Annotated in this window: 19 protein-coding genes; 12 read left to right on the top strand and 7 right to left on the bottom strand. The window is 47.2% G+C overall.

Annotation, left to right across the window (positions count from 1 at the left end):
• Together IEN92_RS01765 and IEN92_RS01770 are read left to right on the top strand one after the other, a co-directional pair.
• The gene (locus IEN92_RS01765; RefSeq protein ID WP_216160026.1) at positions 1–978 is read left to right on the top strand and encodes a homoserine kinase; all 978 of its coding nucleotides are present in this window, start codon (positions 1–3) and stop codon (positions 976–978) included.
• A complete protein-coding gene (locus tag IEN92_RS01770) occupies positions 975–1,754 on the top strand; it encodes a BPSS1780 family membrane protein (protein ID WP_216160029.1) in 780 nt (259 codons plus the stop codon). The genes IEN92_RS01765 and IEN92_RS01770 overlap by 4 nt, the downstream gene beginning before the upstream one ends.
• Here IEN92_RS01770 and IEN92_RS01775 read toward each other — a convergent pair.
• Entirely contained in the window at positions 1,744–4,104 is a 2,361-nt protein-coding gene (locus IEN92_RS01775; protein WP_216160031.1) for a UvrD-helicase domain-containing protein, read from the bottom strand. The genes IEN92_RS01770 and IEN92_RS01775 overlap by 11 nt on opposite strands.
• Positions 4,105–4,128: 24 nt before the next feature.
• On the opposite strand from IEN92_RS01775, the gene IEN92_RS01780 reads away from it, so the two are divergent.
• Together IEN92_RS01780 and galU are read left to right on the top strand one after the other, a co-directional pair.
• Positions 4,129–7,020 (top strand): valine--tRNA ligase, encoded by a 2,892-nt coding sequence (locus IEN92_RS01780; protein ID WP_216160035.1) that lies wholly within the window; start codon positions 4,129–4,131, stop codon positions 7,018–7,020.
• Between the two features lie 33 nt (positions 7,021–7,053).
• Positions 7,054–7,938 (top strand): UTP--glucose-1-phosphate uridylyltransferase GalU, encoded by an 885-nt coding sequence (gene galU, locus IEN92_RS01785; protein ID WP_215373824.1) that lies wholly within the window; start codon positions 7,054–7,056, stop codon positions 7,936–7,938.
• Positions 7,939–7,941: 3 nt separating this feature from the next.
• Here the strand turns inward: galU and IEN92_RS01790 are convergent, their stop codons facing one another.
• Together IEN92_RS01790 and alaS are read right to left on the bottom strand one after the other, a co-directional pair.
• Positions 7,942–8,169, bottom strand: coding sequence for a sulfurtransferase TusA family protein (locus tag IEN92_RS01790; RefSeq protein WP_216162091.1), 228 nt, complete (start codon positions 8,167–8,169; stop codon positions 7,942–7,944).
• 8 nt (positions 8,170–8,177) lie between these two features.
• On the bottom strand, positions 8,178–10,802 hold the full coding sequence (alaS, locus tag IEN92_RS01795) for an alanine--tRNA ligase (RefSeq protein WP_216160039.1): 2,625 nt from the start codon (positions 10,800–10,802) through the stop codon (positions 8,178–8,180).
• A gap of 121 nt (positions 10,803–10,923) precedes the next feature.
• Here alaS and IEN92_RS01800 point away from each other — a divergent pair, with 121 nt between their 5' ends.
• The 3 genes from IEN92_RS01800 to IEN92_RS01810 all read left to right on the top strand — a co-directional run bounded on the left by IEN92_RS01800 (position 10,924) and on the right by IEN92_RS01810 (position 14,761).
• Positions 10,924–11,385 carry a tripartite tricarboxylate transporter TctB family protein gene (locus IEN92_RS01800; protein WP_215373827.1) on the top strand — a complete coding sequence of 154 codons (462 nt, stop codon included), beginning with the start codon at positions 10,924–10,926 and terminating at the stop codon, positions 11,383–11,385.
• An 18-nt stretch (positions 11,386–11,403) separates the two neighbouring features.
• Positions 11,404–12,906: a tripartite tricarboxylate transporter permease gene (locus IEN92_RS01805; RefSeq protein WP_215373829.1), complete on the top strand. Its 1,503-nt coding sequence runs from the start codon at positions 11,404–11,406 to the stop codon at positions 12,904–12,906.
• A gap of 82 nt (positions 12,907–12,988) precedes the next feature.
• Positions 12,989–14,761, top strand: coding sequence for a glutamine--tRNA ligase/YqeY domain fusion protein (locus IEN92_RS01810; protein WP_216160042.1), 1,773 nt, complete (start codon positions 12,989–12,991; stop codon positions 14,759–14,761).
• On the opposite strand, the gene IEN92_RS01815 is transcribed toward IEN92_RS01810, so the two are convergent.
• Entirely contained in the window at positions 14,742–15,638 is an 897-nt protein-coding gene (locus IEN92_RS01815; protein ID WP_255539736.1) for an SDR family oxidoreductase, read from the bottom strand. The genes IEN92_RS01810 and IEN92_RS01815 overlap by 20 nt on opposite strands.
• A gap of 27 nt (positions 15,639–15,665) precedes the next feature.
• On the opposite strand from IEN92_RS01815, the gene IEN92_RS01820 reads away from it, so the two are divergent.
• Both IEN92_RS01820 and IEN92_RS01825 read left to right on the top strand, forming a co-directional pair.
• The gene (locus IEN92_RS01820) at positions 15,666–16,706 is read left to right on the top strand and encodes a 2Fe-2S iron-sulfur cluster-binding protein (protein WP_216160045.1); all 1,041 of its coding nucleotides are present in this window, start codon (positions 15,666–15,668) and stop codon (positions 16,704–16,706) included.
• Between the two features lie 57 nt (positions 16,707–16,763).
• Positions 16,764–17,957, top strand: a complete 1,194-nt coding sequence (locus IEN92_RS01825) for an acetylornithine transaminase (RefSeq protein ID WP_216160047.1) — start codon at positions 16,764–16,766, stop codon at positions 17,955–17,957.
• Between the two features lie 3 nt (positions 17,958–17,960).
• Here the strand turns inward: IEN92_RS01825 and ispH are convergent, their stop codons facing one another.
• Entirely contained in the window at positions 17,961–18,902 is a 942-nt protein-coding gene (gene ispH, locus IEN92_RS01830; protein ID WP_216160050.1) for a 4-hydroxy-3-methylbut-2-enyl diphosphate reductase, read from the bottom strand.
• A gap of 3 nt (positions 18,903–18,905) precedes the next feature.
• Entirely contained in the window at positions 18,906–19,352 is a 447-nt protein-coding gene (locus IEN92_RS01835; protein WP_215373839.1) for a peptidylprolyl isomerase, read from the bottom strand.
• 30 nt (positions 19,353–19,382) lie between these two features.
• Here IEN92_RS01835 and radC point away from each other — a divergent pair, with 30 nt between their 5' ends.
• The 3 genes from radC to rpmG all read left to right on the top strand — a co-directional run bounded on the left by radC (position 19,383) and on the right by rpmG (position 20,635).
• Positions 19,383–20,075, top strand: a complete 693-nt coding sequence (gene radC / locus IEN92_RS01840; RefSeq protein ID WP_251366727.1) for a DNA repair protein RadC — start codon at positions 19,383–19,385, stop codon at positions 20,073–20,075.
• 147 nt (positions 20,076–20,222) lie between these two features.
• Entirely contained in the window at positions 20,223–20,456 is a 234-nt protein-coding gene (gene rpmB / locus IEN92_RS01845) for a 50S ribosomal protein L28 (RefSeq protein ID WP_011903570.1), read from the top strand.
• An 11-nt stretch (positions 20,457–20,467) separates the two neighbouring features.
• The gene (gene rpmG / locus IEN92_RS01850; protein WP_015421876.1) at positions 20,468–20,635 is read left to right on the top strand and encodes a 50S ribosomal protein L33; all 168 of its coding nucleotides are present in this window, start codon (positions 20,468–20,470) and stop codon (positions 20,633–20,635) included.
• Positions 20,636–20,711: 76 nt separating this feature from the next.
• Here rpmG and IEN92_RS01855 read toward each other — a convergent pair whose 3' ends face one another.
• The gene (locus IEN92_RS01855; RefSeq protein ID WP_216160053.1) at positions 20,712–21,905 is read right to left on the bottom strand and encodes an acyl-CoA desaturase; all 1,194 of its coding nucleotides are present in this window, start codon (positions 21,903–21,905) and stop codon (positions 20,712–20,714) included.

Here is a 21,905-nt window from a genome sequence, read left to right on the forward strand (position 1 = left end):
ATGGCTGTATTTACTCCGATTGAACTTGCTGAGATCTCACCGTGGATCTCACAAGAATTCAATATTGGGGAAGCAACAGGAATACGCGGCATCCATGGTGGAATTGAAAACTCCAACTTCTTCCTAGACACTCTCAAGGATGGTGAAAAACAAGAATATGTTCTCACCATTTTTGAAAGACTCACTGCCGAGCAACTCCCTTACTACCTTGAATTCATGCGCCATTTGGCTAACCAGGGCATTCCAGTCCCTAAGCCGATTGAGAACCGTCAAGGTCAAATTTTATTTTCACTGAAAGGTAAACCGGCCGCAATTGTTAGCAAGCTGCCAGGATTATCAAGACTTGAGCCAGAAGCAAAACACTGCGCCATGGTTGGTGAGATGTTGGCCAAGATGCATTTAGCTGGAAAAGATTTTCCAAAAACCCAGGAGAATCTGCGCAGTCTAGGCTGGTGGCAACAAACCATTCCTTTGGTATTGCCTCATTTAAATGGATCACAAAAAGATTTACTGACACACGAGCTCGCTGCACAAGAAGCATTTTTTAGCTCCGCAGCATATGATGGACTTCCGCAAGGGGCCAGCCACTGCGATCTTTTTCGTGACAACGTGTTATTCGATCCCAAAGGATCCTCAGATACCTCACAAGATCAATTGGGCGGCTTCTTTGATTTCTATTTTGCAGGTACGGACAAGTGGTTATTTGACTTAGCAGTAACCGTGAATGATTGGTGTCTCGCAGACAACAAACAAGATTTAGACCCTGCTCGCTTTGATGCACTGATGAAGGCCTATCAAGCAGTTCGCCCGCTAACCAGAGAAGAACAGGCTAGCTGGACATTGATGGTACGTGCTGCAGCACTGCGCTTTTGGGTATCCCGTCTTTGGGATTTTTATCTCCCAAGAGATGCGCAAATGTTAACGCCTCATGATCCAGCCCACTTTGAACGCATTCTTCTTAGCCGCCGCTCATTATGAAACTCAATTCCGTCACTTCAAGTGAAGGCTATACCTGGATAAAACAGGGTATTTGGCTTTTTAAACAAAATCCCCTCGGCTTTCTCATGCTGGTCTTTATGTATGTGTTTGTTGCGCAGTTAGCAGTGATGGTGCCAGTGATTGGTGTATTCGCTGTTTTGCTACTAACACCCACTTTAGCGGTGGGTTTTATGACAGCATGCCGCCAAGCAATTCAGAAAGAACGTATTAGTCCAGCAGTGTATTTAATTGCCCTTAGGTCTGGTAGCTTAGTGCGTCGACGCATGCTCCAACTGGGCTTAGTCTATGCAGCCCTAATACTACTTCTCAGCTTTGCCTTGAGTCTCTTGGTAGATTTTGAGTTACTGCTACCGCTCATGACGAGTGATCAAGTTATCACCCCAGAAGCTCTTCGCCAGATTTATTGGGTACTTTTCTTTGGGGCTATTCTGTATATTCCTGTGGCCATGTTGATGTGGTTTTCCCCTGTACTCGTAGCATGGGCTGATATGTCGATTGCACAGTCTCTCTTCTCTAGCTTCTTAGCCTGTTGGACGAATAAGGCAGCTTTTTCTATCTATCTGGCGATCTGGGCTGCAGTTCTAGTGGCTATCCCACTGACAGTGGGAATGATTTTTGATGCTATCGATCTGGGGCAAGTTGCATCGTTCATCATTGCGCCAATTTCCATGGCGGGCTTAACAGTCATGCACTGCTCATTCTATGCAACTTGGAAAGCTTGCTTTACCGAAGACCTGGTGACTATCAGTCAATAGCCGCAAGCTTTGCAATACTCAGTTGTAGCCATTTCACGCCATGGCGTTTAAAACTAACTTGAGCGCGCGCATCAGCATCTACTCCTTCTAAACCGGTCACGCGTCCTTCACCAAACTTTGTGTGAAATACATTTTGACCAATCTTAAATGGATAATTACCACGCGGTGGAGATGCTAAACGCTTAACCTCCATTGCAGCAGAGCCCACTCGTTTGACTGGCCTTTGTTCACTACCCGAATCAAAAAAGTCATTTGACTCATACTCCCGCTGTCGCGTGTAACCGTCTTGCCAGGTAGATCCCCCTCTATTACTACCGCCCCAACGGGCGTCTTTTGCTTTTGGGGTGAGCCACTTTAGGGAGTCGGCGGGCAGTTCTTCTAGAAAACGTGATGGCATGTTGTAGCGAACTTGTCCATGCAACATACGTGACTGGGTATGTGAGAGATACAGACGCTCTTTGGCACGTGTGATCGCGACATACATCAGACGCCGCTCTTCCTCTAAACCATTTTGCTCATTCACACTATTTTCATGAGGAAATAATCCCTCCTCAAGCCCGGTAATAAAGACGGATGTGAACTCTAAGCCTTTTGCAGAATGCACAGTCATCAATTGCACTGCATCTTGACCGGCTTGTGCCTGGTTATCACCAGCCTCTAGTGAAGCATGGGACAGAAAGGCGGCTAATGGTGAGACTTCGACGACACCAGGCGCATTCTCACCAGGCAGCATCGCTGCGACAGCATCTTGGCCATAACCCTCTTCCGCAATAAATGCCGTTGCTGCATTGATTAATTCTTGTAAGTTTTCAACACGATCTTGACCCTCGCGCTCAGATAAATAGTGCTGAATTAAGCCGCTATGCTGAATCACAAACTCGACTGTCTCAGGCAAGGTGTTATGTCGGGTGGCTTCTCGCATATGATCCACCAAGCGCACAAAACCGCCAAGCGCAGCTCCTGCCTTACCTTCCAAGGATGAAGCAGCCGTATACAAAGACGATTGCTGACTTCTGGCAGCGTCTTGCAAAGCTTCGATAGATCTTGCGCCGATACCCCGCGTTGGGAAATTCACAACCCGCGAGAATGAGGTGTCATCGTTTGGATTTTCAAGAAGTCGTAGATAAGCAAGAGCATGCTTAATTTCTGCGCGCTCGAAGAATCGCAATCCGCCATACACGCGGTATGGAATAGCAGCTGAAAATAGTGCATGTTCGATGATGCGTGACTGTGCATTGCTACGATATAAGAGGGCGATTTCAGTACGCTTAATTCCGCTATTTACCAGTGCTTTAATTTCATCAACTAGCCAAGCTGCTTCGGCATGATCGCTGGGCGCATCAAAAATACGGACTGGTTCACCATGACCTGCATCTGTTCTGAGGTTTTTACCAAGACGTTCTGAGTTGTTGGCAATCAAGTGATTTGCGGTATCTAGAATATGGCCATGCGAGCGATAGTTTTGCTCCAGCTTGACCAACATAGGATGAAATTGTTTTTCATAGAGACGCATATTCTCGACGTCTGCGCCTCGGAAAGCATAAATACTTTGATCATCGTCACCAACCGCGAATACCGAGCTGCTTCCTGCCCCACTCAAATTGACACGACTAGCATCATGGCCTGAAAGTAGTTTTAACCAAGCGTACTGCAAAGCATTAGTGTCTTGAAACTCATCGATCAAGATGTGCCGAAAGCGCTCTTGATAATGCGTGCGAATGGCTTCGCTATGTTTGAGGAGTTCATAGCTACGCAAGAGAAGTTCTGCAAAATCTACCACTCCTTCACGCTGACACTGCTCATCATAGGCCGCATACAGTTGCGCCATCTTTGCCTGAAAGTCATCTCCAATCGCTAAATCCTTGGCACGTTGGCCACGCTCTTTAGCGTGAGCAATAAAGTACTGCAGCTGCTTAGCTGGATACTTTTCATCATCAACCTTCAAGCCTTTTAAAAGACGCTTGATTGCCGATAGCTGATCTTGGGTATCCAGAATTTGGAAAGTGGATGGTAAGCCAGCTTCTTTATGGTGAGCCCGCAATAAACGATTACAGAGGCCATGGAAAGTGCCAATCCACATCCCCCTGGTGTTGATAGGCAACATCGCACTTAAGCGCACCATCATCTCTTTAGCGGCCTTATTCGTGAAAGTCACTGCCAAGACCCCTATTGGGGAAACTTGGCCAGTCTGAATCAACCAGGCGATCCGGGTAGTCAGGACGCGGGTCTTGCCACTTCCCGCTCCAGCCAAAATCAAGGCTGACTGGGCCTGGCCATCTTCATTTACGGGAGGAAGGGTCACTGCCTCGCGCTGTTCGGGATTAAGGTTGGCGAGCAAGTCTGAGTACATCGCCCCAATTATAATTTGCCTCTTATGCCAAATGCCTCAAATACCCCTAATTCACCAGCGACCAGTTCAGTAGATGAGCTCGCTAAATCCTATGAACCCGCCCCAATAGAAGCCTACTGGGGTCCAGAGTGGGAAAGCCGGGGAATTGCCAATGCAACGATGCTTGAGGGCAAGGAGAATTTTTCTATTCAGCTCCCGCCGCCAAATGTGACGGGCACCCTCCACATGGGACATGCTTTTAACCAAACCATCATGGATGGTCTAGTTCGACACGCCCGTATGTCTGGCAAAAATACTTTATGGGTTCCTGGAACTGACCATGCAGGTATTGCCACTCAAATTGTGGTTGAGCGTCAGCTCGATGCGCAAAAAGTTTCTCGCCATGACTTAGGTCGTGAAAAGTTTTTAGAAAAAGTTTGGCAGTGGAAAGAAACTTCCGGCAATACGATTACCAGACAAATTCGTCGCTTAGGCGCTTCAATCGATTGGGGTAAAGAATATTTCACCATGGACAGCAAGATGTCCAAAGCAGTAGTGGAAGTATTTGTGCGCTTGCATGAGCAGGGCTTGATTTATCGCGGCAAACGCTTGGTGAACTGGGATCCTGTGTTGGGTACCGCTGTATCGGACCTAGAAGTGGTCAGCGAAGAAGAAGATGGCTCGATGTGGCATATCCGTTATCCACTGACCGATGGCTCTGGTCATCTAACCGTTGCCACCACTCGCCCGGAGACCCTGCTGGGTGACGTTGCGGTGATGGTGAACCCAGAAGATGAGCGTTATAAGCATCTGATTGGAAAATCAGTCAACTTACCCTTATGCAATCGTCCAATTCCGATCATTGCAGATGATTATGTTGATCTGAACTTTGGTACTGGTGTAGTTAAGGTTACCCCTGCGCATGACTTTAATGACTATGCAGTAGGTCAACGTCATCAATTACCAATGATCAATATTCTGACATTGGACGCCAAGATTAATGAGAATGCACCTGCCGCCTACCAGGGCATGGAGCGTTTTGCTGCTCGCAAACAAGTTGTTGCTGATTTGGATGCCGCTGGTTTATTAGAAAAAGTACAGCCACATAAACTGATGGTACCTCGTGGTGATCGCACCCAAACCATTATTGAGCCCATGCTCACTGATCAGTGGTTTGTGGCAATGTCTAAGCCTAGCCCAGATAACCAATATCAACCCGGTTCATCAATTGCTGGTGCTGCATTAGATGCCGTGACAAAAGGTGATATCAAACTTGTTCCAGAAAATTGGATCAATACCTACACACAGTGGCTAGAAAATATTCAGGACTGGTGCATTTCTCGTCAACTCTGGTGGGGTCACCAAATCCCTGCTTGGTATGGCGATGACGGTCAAATCTTCGTAGCTCGTTCAGAGGAAGAAGCCAAGACAAAGGCTGCAGCTGCAGGCTATACCGGCAAGCTCAACCGCGACCCAGATGTTTTGGATACTTGGTTTAGCTCTGCACTCGTCCCATTTAGCTCATTAGGTTGGCCAGAAGAAACACCTGCGCTCAATCACTTCTTACCTTCATCAGTGTTGGTAACGGGCTTTGACATCATCTTCTTCTGGGTGGCACGCATGGTGATGATGACTTGCCACTTCACTGGCAAGGTGCCATTTCATACGGTCTATGTTCATGGTCTTGTGCGTGATGCCGAGGGCCAAAAGATGAGTAAGTCCAAGGGCAATACCTTGGATCCGATTGACTTGATCGACGGTATTCAGATTGATGATTTAGTTAGTAAGCGAACTACAGGCTTGATGAATCCAAAGCAAGCTGAAAGTATTAGTAAAAAAACAAAAAAAGAATTTCCCGAGGGTATTCCGGCATTTGGTACAGATGCGTTGCGCTTTACCTTTGCATCCCTCGCCTCACTCGGTCGCAACATTAATTTTGATCAAAAACGCTGCGAGGGCTATCGCAACTTCTGCAACAAGCTCTGGAATGCAACACGCTTTGTTCTCATGAACTGCCCAGGTAGCGATGAAGACAATGGTTTTGCTCCGTGCGACAAACAGTGTGGCCCGGATGGCTACCTGGATTTCTCACCAGCAGACCGCTGGATTGTTTCTCAACTGCAAAGAACTGAAGCCGAAGTAGCCAAAGGTTTTGAAAACTATCGCTTTGACAATATTGCGAGCAGCATCTACCAATTTGTTTGGGATGAGTATTGTGATTGGTACTTAGAGTTAGCAAAGGTACAACTGCAAACTGGAACCCCAGCACAACAACGCGCAACTCGCCGCACCTTGTTGCGTGCGCTTGAAACTATCTTGCGGATGGCGCATCCACTGATTCCATTTATCACTGAAACGCTTTGGCAAACTGTTGGCCCTAAATCTGGAAAAGATTTAGCCAAACAAGAAAAGCAAAGCATCGCACTGCAACCATACCCAGTTGCTCAAGCAGATAAGATCGATGAACAAAGCGAAGCATGGGTGGCACAAATCAAAGCGATTGTCGACGCCTGCAGAAACCTGCGTGGCGAAATGCAGGTCCCCCCAGGTCAAAAAGTACCACTCTGGATTAGTGGGCCAGAAGCCTTCCTACAAAAAGTTACCCCATATTTACTCGCACTAGCTAAATTATCTGAAGTCAAAATCTATCAAGACGAGTCTGCTTTAGAAAAAGATGCGCCAGATGCACCAATGGCACTCGTGGGCGATCTGAAGCTTCTTCTCAAAATTGAGGTAGACGTAGGCGCTGAACGCGTTCGCCTTGGCAAGGAAATTGAGCGTCTAGCTAATGAAATCACCAAAGCTCGCAGCAAACTGGGTAATGAAAGCTTCGTTGCCAGAGCGCCAGCGGACGTTGTAGCCCAAGAAAAACAGCGTCTTGCTGGTTTTGAACAAAATCATGAGAAGCTTGTTGCACAATTAGAGCGTCTGAAATAAAACCTTAGCAAATCCTGAGCGATTGGAATCCTTATGCCATTGACCACTAAAGCTGTTACTAAAGCAGTCTTCCCTGTTGCGGGTTTAGGCACTCGTTTTTTACCAGCCACTAAAGCAAGCCCTAAAGAGATGCTCAATGTGGTTGATAAGCCGCTTATTCAATATGCGGTAGAAGAAGCGATTGCAGCCGGGATTACTGAAATGATTTTCGTAACCGGTCGCAGCAAAAGGGCAATTGAAGATCACTTTGATAAAGCATATGAGCTTGAGGCAGAGTTAGAGGCAAAGAATAAACAGGCCCTTCTAGAAATTGTTCGTAGCGTCAAACCAAGCCATGTTGATTGCGTTTATGTCCGACAACCTGAGGCTCTTGGTCTTGGTCATGCTGTTTTATGTGCTGAAAAACTCGTGCGTGATGAGCCATTTGCCATCATTCTTGCAGATGACTTATTAGATGGACAGCCGCCTGTTTTAAAACAAATGCTGAAGGTATTTGAAGAGCAAAATGGCTCTGTTATTGCCGTAGAAAAAATCGATCCTGCCAAGAGCGGTTCCTATGGCATCGTCTCAGGTTCCGAGGTTGCCAAAGGCATCTATCGTCTTGATGGCATTGTTGAGAAACCTCAGCCTAAAGACGCTCCCTCGAATTTAGCGGTAGTGGGACGCTATGTACTTTCTTCAGATATTTTTAGTCATATTCGCAATCTCAAACCGGGTGCCGGTGGTGAAATTCAGCTCACAGATGCTATTGCCGCTCTGCTCAAACAAGAACCTGTCTTTGCTTATGAGTATGAGGGTGTGCGTTATGACTGTGGCAGCAAGCTTGGCTACCTTAAGGCATCAGTTGAGTTTGCTCTACGTCACCCAGAAGTGGCAAGCGACTTCGCTGCTTACTTAAAGAGTCGCTCTCTAGTCTAAGCTCTATCTTCGCTTCAAGAAGAACACTAGAACATTACCTTCAGAGGCACTGGCAATCAGTTCATTGCCAGTTTGCTTGGCAAATGCAGGGAAGTCATGGGCAGCACCAGCATCTGTTGCCTTTACTTTCAATACCTCTCCAGACTGCATCGTTGCTAAGGCCTTTTTAGTCCGCAGAATCGGTAATGGACAGTTCATGCCAATGGCATCCACTTCTACATTAAATACAATTGCATCACTCATTTACTAGCTACCCAATCTTTGACAGCATCTAGTGCAGCGCCTAATTTACTAGGATCATTTCCACCGGCCATGGCCATTTCTGGCTTGCCGCCGCCCTTACCGCCAACCTGCTGAGCCACGAAGTTCACCAAATCGCCTGCTTTTACTTTGCCGATTGAGTCTGCAGTGACGCCAGCAATTAGACTGACTTTATCGCCCTGTACTGATGCCAAGACAATCGCTGCTGTTTTCAATTTACTCTTGAGCGCATCCATAGTTTCACGCAGGACTCCTGCATCAGCACCGTCCAAACGTGCTGCCAATACTTTGATGCCATTGATATCAATCGCTTGTCCTGCCAATTCGTCACCCTGACTAGCCGCCAACTTAGAGTTCACTTTTTCTAATTCGCGCTCAGCTTGACGCAAACTCTCTTGCAACTGTGCAACGCGATTCACCAAATCGCCTGGATGCGTTTTGAGAATAGCGGCAGCTTCATTGATTTTGTCTTCCATGCTCTGCAAGAACTTCAAGGCATTGTTTCCGGTAACCGCCTCGACACGACGGATGCCAGCAGCTACGCCGCCCTCAGAAACAATCTTCAAACTACCAATATCGCCGGTACGAGAGACGTGGGTGCCGCCACACAACTCCTTCGAAGTACCGATTTCCAATACTCGCACCTCATCGCCATATTTCTCACCAAAGAGCATCATGGCGCCAGTCTTTTGAGCATCCTCTAAAGACATGACCTTGCCTGAAGTGGCGGTGTTCTCCAGAATCTCTTGATTCACGATCTCTTCGATTTTACGAATTTGCTCAGCAGTGATAGGTGCATTGTGTGTAAAGTCAAAACGGGTTTTGCTAGCATCTACCAATGAGCCCTTTTGTTGCACATGCTCACCCAAAACTTCACGCAAGGCTTTGTGCAAGATATGAGTAGCGCTGTGATTGCGCATGGTATCTGTTCTCTGCTGAATATCCACAAGCGCATTTAGACTATCGCCAACCTTGAGTTCACCCTCAAGAACTTCACCCTGATGTCCAAATACATCCGCCTGGATCTTGAAGGTATCTTCAACTGCAAAACGGACGGTCTCGTTGCGAAGCTCGCCTTGATCACCCACCTGGCCGCCAGATTCTGCGTAGAAGGGGGTATTATCAAGAACGATCACAGCCACATCGCCAGCTTTGACCGATTGCACTGCAGATCCATCGACGTAAAGAGCCATCACTTTGGCGCCCTCATGCTTGAGAGTGTCATAGCCATGAAACTGGGTAGGCGTCCCTTTGTAATCGAGGCCCTGAGCTACTTTGAACTTGCCAGCTGCACGCGCTTGATCACGCTGCTTTTGCATTGCTACTTCAAACCCTTCTGCATCTACAGTGACGCCACGCTCACGACAGACGTCTGCGGTTAAATCCAAAGGAAATCCGAAAGTATCGTGCAAGCGGAATGCTGTTTCACCATCAACTACTTTGGCGCCACCAGCTAATGCACCATCTAAAATTTCCATGCCATTCGCAATGGTCTGGAAGAAACGCTCTTCTTCTTGCTTGAGAACTTCGCTAACCTTATCTTGTGCTGCACGCAATTCAGGATAGGCATCACCCATCTCTTTTACGAGTGCGGGAACTAGTTGATAAAAGAATGGTTTGCGAGCCCCTAACTTATACCCATGCCGAATTGCGCGACGTGCAATGCGACGCAATACATAACCACGACCAGCATTACCAGGAATTACGCCATCAACAACTATAAAACTACAGGCACGAATATGGTCAGCAATGACCTTGAGTGAGGGACTCTGAGCATCACAATTCTCACCGCCCGCCGTATCTACAGCCTCTTTTGAGGCCTTGATCAGATTGACAAAGAGGTCGATTTCGTAATTTGAGTGCACATGCTGCAAGACAGCTGCAATACGCTCCAGGCCCATTCCAGTATCCACGCTTGGCTTAGGCAGTGGATGCATGACGCCAGCCTCATCACGATTGAACTGCATGAAGACGTTGTTCCAAATTTCAATGAAGCGATCGCCATCTTCCTCGGGACTGCCAGGGGGGCCGCCTGGAATATGTTCACCGTGGTCATAAAAAATTTCAGTACAAGGTCCACATGGACCAGTGTCACCCATCATCCAGAAATTGTCAGATGCATACCGTGCACCTTTGTTATCTCCAATGCGAATGATCCGATCGGCAGGTACGCCAATTTGGTCTTTCCAAATTGCATAGGCTTCGTCGTCTTCCGCGTAAACGGTGACCAAGAGTTTTTCTTTGGGTAGCTTGAATACTTGAGTCAATAAATCCCAAGCAAATTGAATGGCGTCTTTCTTAAAATAGTCACCAAACGAAAAATTGCCCAGCATCTCAAAAAAAGTATGATGGCGAGCGGTATATCCAACGTTATCTAAGTCATTGTGCTTTCCGCCTGCTCGAATACATTTTTGGGCAGTCGTAGCCCGCTGATAGGAGCGTTTGTCAAAACCTAAAAACACATCCTTAAACTGATTCATGCCCGCGTTGGTAAATAACAGGGTAGGGTCATCCCCGGGGACTACGGGGCTAGACGGAACAATTTGATGGCCTTTTTGGGCAAAGAAATCCAGGTAAGCCTGGCGAATTTGGGAGACTTTCATGCCAACAATTATCGCATCGGCACCAGCCTAGGGCAAACGCTAGGCCCCATAGCCTTTTCCTGCCTTACAATCCCTGAACATTAATAAAATCGGCTTATAAGTCGACAACCAGGAGCGCAACTTGAAAATCCGCAACCAAAAAGATTTTGGGGCTGGCCTAATGTACATGGTCATTGGCCTCTTTTTTACCTTTATGGCGACCCAGTATCCAATGGGTACAGCTGCAAAAATGGGGCCTGGATATTTCCCATTTTGGCTTGGCCTAGTCATGACTGCTCTTGGCCTTTTAATCTTGATTAAGTCTCTTGGCGCCAAGGCTGCCATTGAGAAAATCCCCCCATTTAATTGGAAGGTGATTGGCTTGATTACCGGCTCAGTTATTTTGTACGGAATTCTTTTGCCAACTATGGGCTTTATTGTGGCTGTCTTTGCTTTGGTGTTTGTATCTGCAAGCGCTAGTCATGAGTTCCACTGGAAAGGCACTTTAGTCAATGCTACTTTTCTAGTCGTCTTTACTTACTCGGTTTTCGTGTTGGGCCTGAAACTTCAGTTCCCACTTCTACCTATATTCCTACAACAATAATAGACAGGGACTCTAAAAATGGATTTATTTGCTAATTTAGGTCTCGGTTTTGAAACCGCGTTTACCTTACAAAATCTTTTGTATTGCTTGATTGGCTGCGTCTTAGGAACGCTCATTGGCGTTTTGCCTGGTCTTGGTCCAATTGCCACAATTGCCATGCTCTTGCCAGCAACCTATGCACTTCCTCCAATCGCTGCATTAATTATGTTGGCTGGTATTTATTACGGCTCTCAATACGGTGGTTCAACTACTGCAATTCTTCTGAATATCCCGGGGGAGACGTCGTCGGTGGTCACTGCGATCGATGGCTACCAAATGGCACGGAATGGTCGTGCTGGTGTTGCACTCTTTACTGCCGGCATGGGCTCATTCTTTGCTGGTTGCGTAGCAACGCTCGTTTTAGCTGCTTTTGCTGCCCCGCTCTCACAACTCGCCTTTAAGTTTGGCCCTGCCGAGTACTTCTCGCTCATGGTTTTAGGCCTTATCGGTGCGGTGGTATTGGCCTCGGGCTCCTTAGTAAAAGCAATTGGTATGATTGTGCTTGGCTTACTAATGGGCTTGATCGGTACCGACGTAAATTCTGGTGTATCGCGCTACGCTTTTGACATCCCAGAGCTCAGTGATGGCATTGGCTTCGTAGCGGTTGCAATGGGTGTCTTTGGCTTCGCCGAGATCATGAGCAACCTTGAGAAAAAGGATGAGGATGAGGGCTTCTTAAATAAGATGACGACCATGATCCCAACCAAGCAAGATGTGAAGCGCATGATTCCATCTATCTTGCGTGGCACAACGATTGGCTCCATCTTGGGCATCCTACCTGGCGGCGGTGCAGCACTAGCAGCATTTGGCGCCTACTCTGTAGAAAAAAAATCATCCAAGTACAGCCATGAATTTGGTCACGGCGCCATTGAGGGGGTTGCTGGTCCTGAATCAGCCAATAACGCCGCTGCACAAACTTCATTCATTCCTCTGCTCACACTCGGTATCCCACCGAATGCCGTGATGGCCTTGATGGTTGGCGCGATGACTATCCACAACATTCAGCCGGGTCCACAGGTGATGACGAGCAACCCAGCATTGTTCTGGGGCCTGATTGCTTCCATGTGGATTGGCAACGTGATGCTGATTCTCCTGAACCTACCCTTGATCGGGATCTGGGTAAAACTCCTGAAGATTCCATATCGCTTCATGTATCCAGCAATTTTGGTGTTCTGTTGTATCGGCGTTTATACAGTCAATAACACTGTATTCGATGTATACGTCACTGCTGCATTTGGTCTGATTGGTTATCTTTTCTTCAAGCTTGGTTGCGAACCCCCTCCATTGCTGTTGGGCTTCGTACTCGGACCCATGATGGAAGAGAATTTCCGCCGCGCGCTCTTGTTATCTCGTGGCGACTTCTCCACCTTTGTAACCCGTCCACTCTCCCTAGGATTGCTCATTGCAGCAGCCCTTTTGGTTGTGATTGTGGCCCTACCAGCAGTGAAGAAGACTCGCGAAGAAGCATTCGTAGAAGATTGATTCTGACCCTCTGCAGAAACAAGCCCGCAGCAGTTTGCGGGCTTTTTCTTTATGGGACGGGGGTTTTCTCTACAATGTGACTATGTCCCAAGATAGCAAACCTTCTAAAGCTCCAGCAAGTGTCATTGCTGAACCTTCTAACTTCTTACGTCAGATCATTGATCATGACTTAGCAAGTGGAGCATTTGACAAGCGTAGCAATTTAGCTGGTGAAGCCATTCCAGCCATCATCACTCGTTTTCCGCCAGAACCAAACGGCTACTTACATATTGGTCATGCAAAAAGTATTTGCCTTAATTTCGGTCTCGCTGCTGATTACAACAATCTAGCTGGTGGAGCGCGCTGCAATATGCGTCTTGATGATACTAACCCCGTTAAAGAAGATGTTGAGTACGCGGATAGTATTTTGGATGCTGTTAAATGGCTTGGTTTTGATTGGGGTACACACCTCTATCATGCTAGTGACTACTTTGATCGCCTCTACGAGTTTGCAGAAATTCTGATTCAGAATGGTAAAGCTTATGTAGATAGCCAAAGCGCTGATGATATTCACTCTAATCGTGGCAACTTTGGTCAGCCAGGAAAAAATAGTCCTTATCGGGATCGTACTCCTGAAGAAAATTTGTCCTTATTCCGCGAGATGCGCGATGGCAAATTTAAAGATGGCGAACATGTTCTGCGCCTGAAAATTGATATGGCCCATCCAAATATTGTGATGCGTGACCCTGTGGTCTACCGCATTCGCCATACCGAGCATCACCGGACTGGTGATAAATGGTGCATCTATCCCCTTTATGACTTCACCCATTGCATCTCTGACGCCCTGGAGAACGTATCTCACTCGATTTGCACGCTTGAGTTTGAGAACAATCGCCCGCTATATGACTGGATTGTGAGCTCCCTGAAAGAATTGGGCGTCTTCAAAGATCCTGTACCGCATCAATATGAATTTGCACGGCTTAATCTGACTTACACCATCACCAGTAAGCGTAAGTTATTGCAGTTGGTCGAAGAAAAGCATGTTGATGGTTGGGATGATCCACGGATGCCAACTATTGTTGGTATCCGTCGTCGCGGTTACACCCCAGAGAGCATCCGCCTATTCTGCGAACGCATTGGCGTTTCAAAAGCAGATAGTTGGATTGATATGAGTACTTTAGATCAAGCCTTGCGCGATGACCTCGAGGCTAGAGCACCGCGTGCGACTGCGGTATTAAAGCCACTCAAACTGGTGGTTGAAAACTTTGATGCTGCGACTCAAGAGTCTTGCTCTGCGCCACGCCATCCTCAACACCCCGAATGGGGCAATCGTGAATTTCATTTCACGCGTGAGCTGTGGATTGAGGCTGATGACTTTATGAAAGAACCTATTAAAGGTTTCTTTAGACTCTATCCACCGATCGGTGACCAACCTGGTAGCCGCGTTCGTTTGCGCCACGGGTTTGTAGTTGAATGTACTGGTTTTGAGACCGATGCCCAAGGTAATGTCACCCAAGTGAATGTGGCCTACTTCCCAGATAGTAAGAGCGGCACCCCCGGCTCAAATAATTACAAGGTTAAGGGCAATATTCATTGGATTAGCGCTGCTGAAGCGATCCCAACTGAAGTCCGCCTCTATGATCACCTCTTTACCGATCCACATCCGGATAGTGGCGATAAGAATTTCTTAGATGCCATTAACCCAAGCTCCAAAGAAACTATTGCCGCATATTTAGAGCCTTGCATGAAAGATGTCAAAGCCGAAGATCGCTTTCAGTTTGAACGTCATGGCTACTTCGTTGTTGATAAAACAGACTCCAAACCAGGCAAGCCCGTTTTTAATCGGACAGTTGGCCTCAAGGATTCTTGGAAGTAGTCTTCAGAAAATCCGCTACGCTGGGATAACGTAGCGGAGTTTTCAACTCGTGTAATCGAGTATTGGTTACGCGTCTTGATTCCCGCATAAATGACCACAGCATTGGACTCACCAATTTCTGCAGCTCACTAGCTGGCTTGCGGGACGGCCTGCCCAAGCCATATGCATCAGCCACTTCATCGAAGTAATCACCCATTTTAGTTTCACAGCCATCACAAGCATTAATAATTCGTTGTGGTTTGCCGTGATACACAGTCGCACAAATTAATCTGGCGAGATCATCACTATGGATGTGATTAGAATAAGCGTCCTCTTCGGGAAGCAGGGCTGGAGTCTGCGACTGCAGACGCTCAATTGGCAAACGATTAGCTGCGTAAATTCCTGGGACACGCAAAATCGTCAAGGTCACTCCATGTGCTGGCGCCCACAAACGCAACACTCGCTCTGCGTCAACCCTTCTATACGCTCGCTCACTCTCAGGACTCACTGGCGTGGTTTCGCTGACTTTTGCACCCTTGTGGTCACCATAAACACCAGTGGTGCTGATATAGATGAAGCGTCTGACAGCATTAGAGCCTTGGGCTAAAATTCTCAACAGGTTGCGGGTTCGATAATCACGATTCCCTTGATTTTGAGGTGGCGCTAAATGGATTACCGTTTGCGCCAATCCAGACAGTCGCCAAAGTGTCTCTGGCTTATCTAGATCACCCCAAATTGGAATCGCGCCAACATCCCTCAGCTCCTGAAAGCGATTTTTCGAAGACGTTAAAGCAAACACTCGATGACTACGGGACAATTGTTGTGCCACTCGCATGCCAATGTCGCCACAGCCAATAATGAGGATAGAAGGTTTGCTAAAAGATTGCATAGGTAACATCGTAACGATTTATTGAAAGGAATGAGAGTGTCTTTCCAGGTTACGCTCAAAACGAGCGGCAAACAATTTACGGTTAGCCAAGATGAAACACTTTTGGAGGCAGCTCTGCGTCAAGGGATTAACCTGCCCTATGGTTGTAAAAATGGCGCATGTGGCTCTTGCAAAGGGAAGATCGTAGAGGGCCATGTCACTCACGGCCAGCATAGTGAAAGTGCGCTCAGTAAGGCGGATGAAACCACAGGCAGCACCCTATTTTGCTGCGCTCACCCCCACTCCGACCTACTGATTGAAGCCCGAGAAGTTCAGGGCGCAGGTGATATCGCCATTCGAAAAGTACCCTGTCGAGTCAATAGCATTGAGAGGCCCACAAGTGATGTCGCTATTCTCAAGCTACAGTTACCGGCTGCGGAACGCTTCCAGTTCTTAGCGGGGCAGTACCTAGAATTTTTACTGAAAGATGGCCAGCGACGTGCTTACTCCATTGCGAATGCGCCAGCTCAGGAAGGCCCCTTAGAGTTACACATTCGTCACTTACCTGGCGGCCTCTTTACTGATTTTGTATTTGCTGCAGTTACTCCCGCCTTAAAAGAAAAAGATATTTTGCGCTTTGAAGGCCCCTTGGGCAGCTTCTTCTTGCGCGAGGACTCTCAGAAACCCATCATCTTTGTTGCTGCAGGCACTGGATTTGCGCCAATTAAATCCATCATTGAGCAAATGCAATCCAAGAAAATTCAACGCCCAATTCATCTCTATTGGGGTGGGCGTCGTCTAAGCGATCTGTATTTGGATGCCTTATGCAAGACCTGGGAAAAGGAAATTACAGGCTTTAGCTACGTACCCGTGATTTCGGACGCCTTACCCGAAGATGCCTGGCTGGGCCGCAGCGGGTTTGTTCATCAGGCGGTCATGGCTGACCACCCCAATATGAATGACTTTCAGGTATATGCCTGTGGCGCCCCAGTGATGGTGAATGCTGCTCGGGCAGATTTTTCATCCCAGTGTCACCTACCTGAGGAAGAATTCTTTGCTGATTCCTTCACCAATGCTGCGGATTTAGCTAAGAACTAAATTGGTTATCGTTAGATAATAGAAACTACTTTTGACAACCCAATTCTTTTAACTCACATGAATAAGCCAGCCCACGATATCGATACCCACTCAGTGATGTTTATTACCCAACGCCCAGAATTGGTAATGGTGGAAGGCAATGGCTCGTGGATGACAGACAACAATGGCAAACGTTATTTAGATTTCTTGCAAGGTTGGGCGGTCAATTGTTTGGGTCACAGTAACGCTGGCATGATTGCAGCGCTAAATGCACAAGCCAAAAAGCTGATGAATCCCAGTCCTGCGTTTTACAACGAGCCGATGATTGGTTTATCCAATCTATTAACAAACAATAGTTGCTTTGATAAAGTTTTCTTTGCTAATAGTGGCGCCGAGGCAAATGAAGGTGCTATTAAGCTTGCTCGCAAGTGGGGCCAGCTTAATAAAAATGGTGCTTTTGAAATCATTACCTTTGATCACAGCTTTCATGGTCGTACCTTAGCCACGATGAGCGCCTCTGGTAAGCCTGGTTGGGATACGATGTTTGCCCCACAAGTTGCCGGCTTCCCAAAAGCAGATTTAAATGATTTAGAGTCCGTTAAAAAGCTGGTAACTGATAAAACAGTTGCAGTCATGCTTGAGCCAGTGCAAGGCGAAGGCGGCGTAATCCCTGCGACTAAAGAATTTATGCAGGAGCTGCGCAAGTTCACCCAAGAAAACAATATTCTCTTAATTGTTGATGAGGTACAAGCTGGTTGTGGTCGTACAGGCAGTCTCTTTGCCTATCAACTGTTTGGTATTGAGCCAGATATTATGACTTTAGGTAAAGGTATCGGCGGAGGTGTGCCACTCTCCGCCCTGCTGGCCACCGATGCAGTAGCTTGCTTTGTACCCGGAGATCAGGGCGGCACCTATAACGGTAACCCACTCATGACGGCAGTGGGCATCAGCGTTATTGAGCAGCTATTGGCCCCAGGATTCTTAGGCAGCGTTAAAGCTAAAGGAACATTGCTGCAATCCGAGTTGTTAAAGCTCTGCGCAGAATTTCAGCTTGAAGGTGAACGTGGCGAAGGTTTGTTACGCGCCCTCATGCTGGGCAAAGATGTTGGCCCAAAACTTGTGGAGCTTGCTCGTGAGCGCAACCCTGAGGGCCTCCTCATTAATTCACCAAGACCAAACTTATTACGTTTTATGCCAGCCCTCAATGTGAGCGATGATGAAATTCGCCTAATGTGCAGCATGCTACGCGAACTACTCAAGCAAGTAGACTAAGTCCTACCCAACTAAATTTTTGGGCAGGGAGAAGGTAACGTCTTCCACTACCCCATCAAGCGCCCTTACCTGCCGGGGGCCAAATTCTTGAATACGAGCAACGATGGCTTGCGCCAAGCTTTCGGGCGCTGAAGCGCCTGCCGTTAATCCAACCCGCTTTTTACCGGCGAACCATTCAGGCTTTAGTTGCTCTGGTGCATCCACCATGTAAGAGGGAACACCAAGCTTTTCAGATAACTCCCGCAAACGATTAGAGTTTGAGCTTGTCGCACTACCAACCACAATAACCAGCTCGACTTGGGGTGCCATAAATTTCACAGCATCTTGCCGATTCTGTGTTGCATAACAAATATCTTGCTTACGTGGCTGAACAATATTGGGAAATTTTTTAGTAAGTGCCTCAACAATTTCTTTGGTTTCATCAACTGATAGTGTGGTTTGTGTCACGAAGGCAATTTTTTCACCGCTTGGGAAAGATAGTGAATCAACATCACCAACTTTTTCAATCAGAAATACACCTTCCTTGACTTGCCCCATGGTGCCTTCAACCTCAGGATGACCAGCATGACCAATCATCAGAACCGTAAAGCCTTCTTTGCACATCTTCACTACTTCAAGATGCACTTTGGTAACCAAAGGGCAGGTAGCGTCGTATACCTGCAAGCCACGGTCTTGGGCATCCTTACGAACCTCTTGAGAAACGCCGTGAGCACTAAAGACAACAATGCCGCCTTTAGGAACCTCACGCAACTCCTCAACAAAAACTGCGCCCTTTTCGCGCAGTTCATTCACCACATAAGCGTTATGTACGATTTCATGACGTACATAGATCGGCGCTCCAAAACGCGTCAGCGCCTCGTTCACGATATTGATTGCGCGATCAACACCCGCACAAAAACCGCGGGGTTGAGCCATCAAAATTTCAGCGTTATCTGAAGTACTCATGATTTACAGAATAGCCACAATTTCTGCTTCGAATGTCACCGGTCTTCCGGCCAAAGGATGATTAAAGTCAAACCATGCCCCCTCTTCATCAATCGATTGCAACACGCCTGCATATTGCGCACCGCCCGGAGCATTGAACTCAATGACATCGCCTGGATTAAATTCGATGTCATCATCGCGCCCCTCTTTGAGCGCCTTCAAGGAAACCCATTGCACCAAATCTTCTTTACGCTCGCCAAAACTTTCTTCTGGCGCAAGTAGTGCACTTTTTTTCTCACCAACCTCTAGTCCCAACAACACTTTTTCAAAGCAGGGAGCAAATTGTCCAGAACCCATCAAAACCGTCGCAGGACGGTCAACAAAAGTATTGATGTAATCATCCCCATTAGGCAAAGTGAGCCGGTAGTTGAGGGTCAAGTAGGAATTGGGCAAAACAGTAAGCTTAGTCATAAGGTGATTGTATCTAGGCCCGTGCCTGTAGTGAATTCCCCAATTACAGCTTGGCCAAAAAGTGAGCAGCCCCGCGAAAAGTTGCGCCACCTAGGGGCGGAAGCTCTCTCAGATGCAGAGCTACTGGCAATATTTTTACGGGTGGGAGTTAAGGGGAAAAGTGCTGTAGCCCTAGCCAAAGACTTGCTCCATCACTTTGGCAGCTTGCCACGGCTCCTAGCATGCACCCGTGAAGATTTCACCCGCATCCATGGCATGGGATTATCTAAATGGGCCCAGATTCAAGCTGCATACGAGCTAGTCAAACGCAGTCTTGAGGAGGGCTTGTCGGAGGACGGCATATTTTCCTCGCCTAGTCATGTCAGGGAATTCTTGCAGGCTAAGATTGGCCGCTTACCTCACGAAGTCTTTCTATGCCTCTACTTAGACTCACGCCTTCATTTAATTGAGTGCCAAGAGCTCTTCAGAGGCTCTATTACCCACACCACGGTCTACCCCCGAGAAATCCTGAAGGAAGCCCTTGCCAGAAATGCCAGTGCCCTCATCGTCGCCCACAACCACCCTAGTGGCAATCCATTGCCGAGCAACTCCGATCAAGAGCTCACCAAAACCCTCATGAATGCTTTGCAATTGGTGGATATTCCCCTTTTAGACCACTGCATCGTCAGTGGTAGTGGATTTTTCTCATTTTCCGACTCTGGCCTGATGAATATTGACAATTAAAGGTAGTAATCACTAACTTATAGAGAGAATAGGGGGATTTATGACCATCTTGAATCCCAAACCCCATCGGAAAAGGCATTTAGGACTAGCCCAAAATAGGCTAGGACTGATACAATCTTCTTTTTTCGCAATTAATGGAGTTATGTCATGGCAAAAGTTTGCCAAGTCACTGGGAAGAAGCCGATGGTTGGCAACAATGTATCCCATGCAAACAATAAAACGAAGCGTCGCTTTTTGCCTAACCTGCAAAACCGTCGTTTCTGGGTTGAATCTGAAAACCGTTGGATTAGCTTGCGCTTAACCAATGCTGGTTTGCGCGTAATCGACAAGAACGGTATTGATGCTGTGTTGTCTGATCTCCGTGCACGCGGCGAAATTTAAGGAGCACAGAAATGGCTAAAGGCGGCAGAGAAAAAATCAAGTTAGAGTCATCAGCTGGTACTGGTCACTTTTACACAACATCAAAAAACAAGCGTACAAAGCCTGAAAAAATGGAGATCATGAAATTCGATCCAACCATTCGCAAGCACGTTGCTTATAAAGAAACAAAGCTGAAGTAATTTACTTCCAGCAAATAAAAAACCCGCTTAGTTGCGGGTTTTTTATTGCCTTAAATACTTACTGCATTCTGGCCGCTTAAGCGTAGCGACGCAATCTCAATGAGAACTCGCGCAAACTGCTTAAGCCGCTATCTTCAGCACGCTGACACCAAGCGTGTAACTGTGAGAGTAATTGCTCTCTCGTGGCACTAGAGCGCCCCCAGATTGCCTGTAGATCCCGACGCATCTCAATCATCTTGCGCAGCTGAGCATTGCTTGCCATCAGCTCCTCCAGCTTGGATTTCTCTTCCTCACTTAAACGAGACTCATCCTTAGACAACCATGTTCTGGCATCAGTTAAATGCGCTGCGAGAACTTGCATATGTTGCACTTCATTGCTGAAAAAATTGCGCAGTGTCTTGCTGTAGCGAGCCATAATTTCATAACGATTGGCAATGATGGCCTCCAATGTATTTTGATCGGCTGGACGCAAATCACTAAGCACAGGTTTAGGCGAAGTCTTTTTCACTGTTGCCAAGCCAACTAGAGCCATCATCTGAATGTAGAGCCAACCAATATCAAACTCATACCATTTATTAGAAAGTTTGGCGCTTGTTGCAAAGGTGTGATGATTGTTGTGCAACTCTTCACCTCCAATCAAAATTCCCCAAGGGAAAATATTGGTTGAGGCATCTTCACAATCAAAGTTGCGATATCCCCAATAGTGACCAATGCCATTAATAACGCCAGCTGCAGTAATTGGAATCCATAACATCTGCACTGCCCAAACAGTCAGGCCAATGCCCCCAAATAAAAATACATCAATAATGAGCATCAGGGCTACACCCTGCCAAGAAAACTTGGAATAGATATTGCGCTCCACCCAGTCATCCGGAGTGCCATGGCCAAACTTTTCTAATGTCTCCTGGTTTGCAGCTTCATTTTTATAGAGCTCTGCCCCGCGAGAAAGGACTGTGCCAATCCCCAAAATTTGCGGGCTATGTGGATCATCCACAGTTTCACATTTGGCATGATGCTTGCGATGAATAGAGGCCCATTCCTTGGTAACCATGCCAGTAGTGAGCCAGAGCCAAAAACGGAAGCAATGGGCTGCAAGCGGGTGTAATTCAAGCGCTCGGTGGGCCTGGCAGCGGTGTAAGAAGATGGTTACTGAGGCAATAGTGATATGAGTAGCTATCAAGGTAAACAGAGCAATCTGCCACCATGACCAATCTAAGTAGCCATTAGCAAGCCAATGCAGAAACAAATCCAAACCAGAAACTGTATTCAA

It is taken from the genome of Polynucleobacter sp. MWH-Creno-3A4 (genome assembly GCF_018881885.1).
GTDB lineage: Bacteria > Pseudomonadota > Gammaproteobacteria > Burkholderiales > Burkholderiaceae > Polynucleobacter.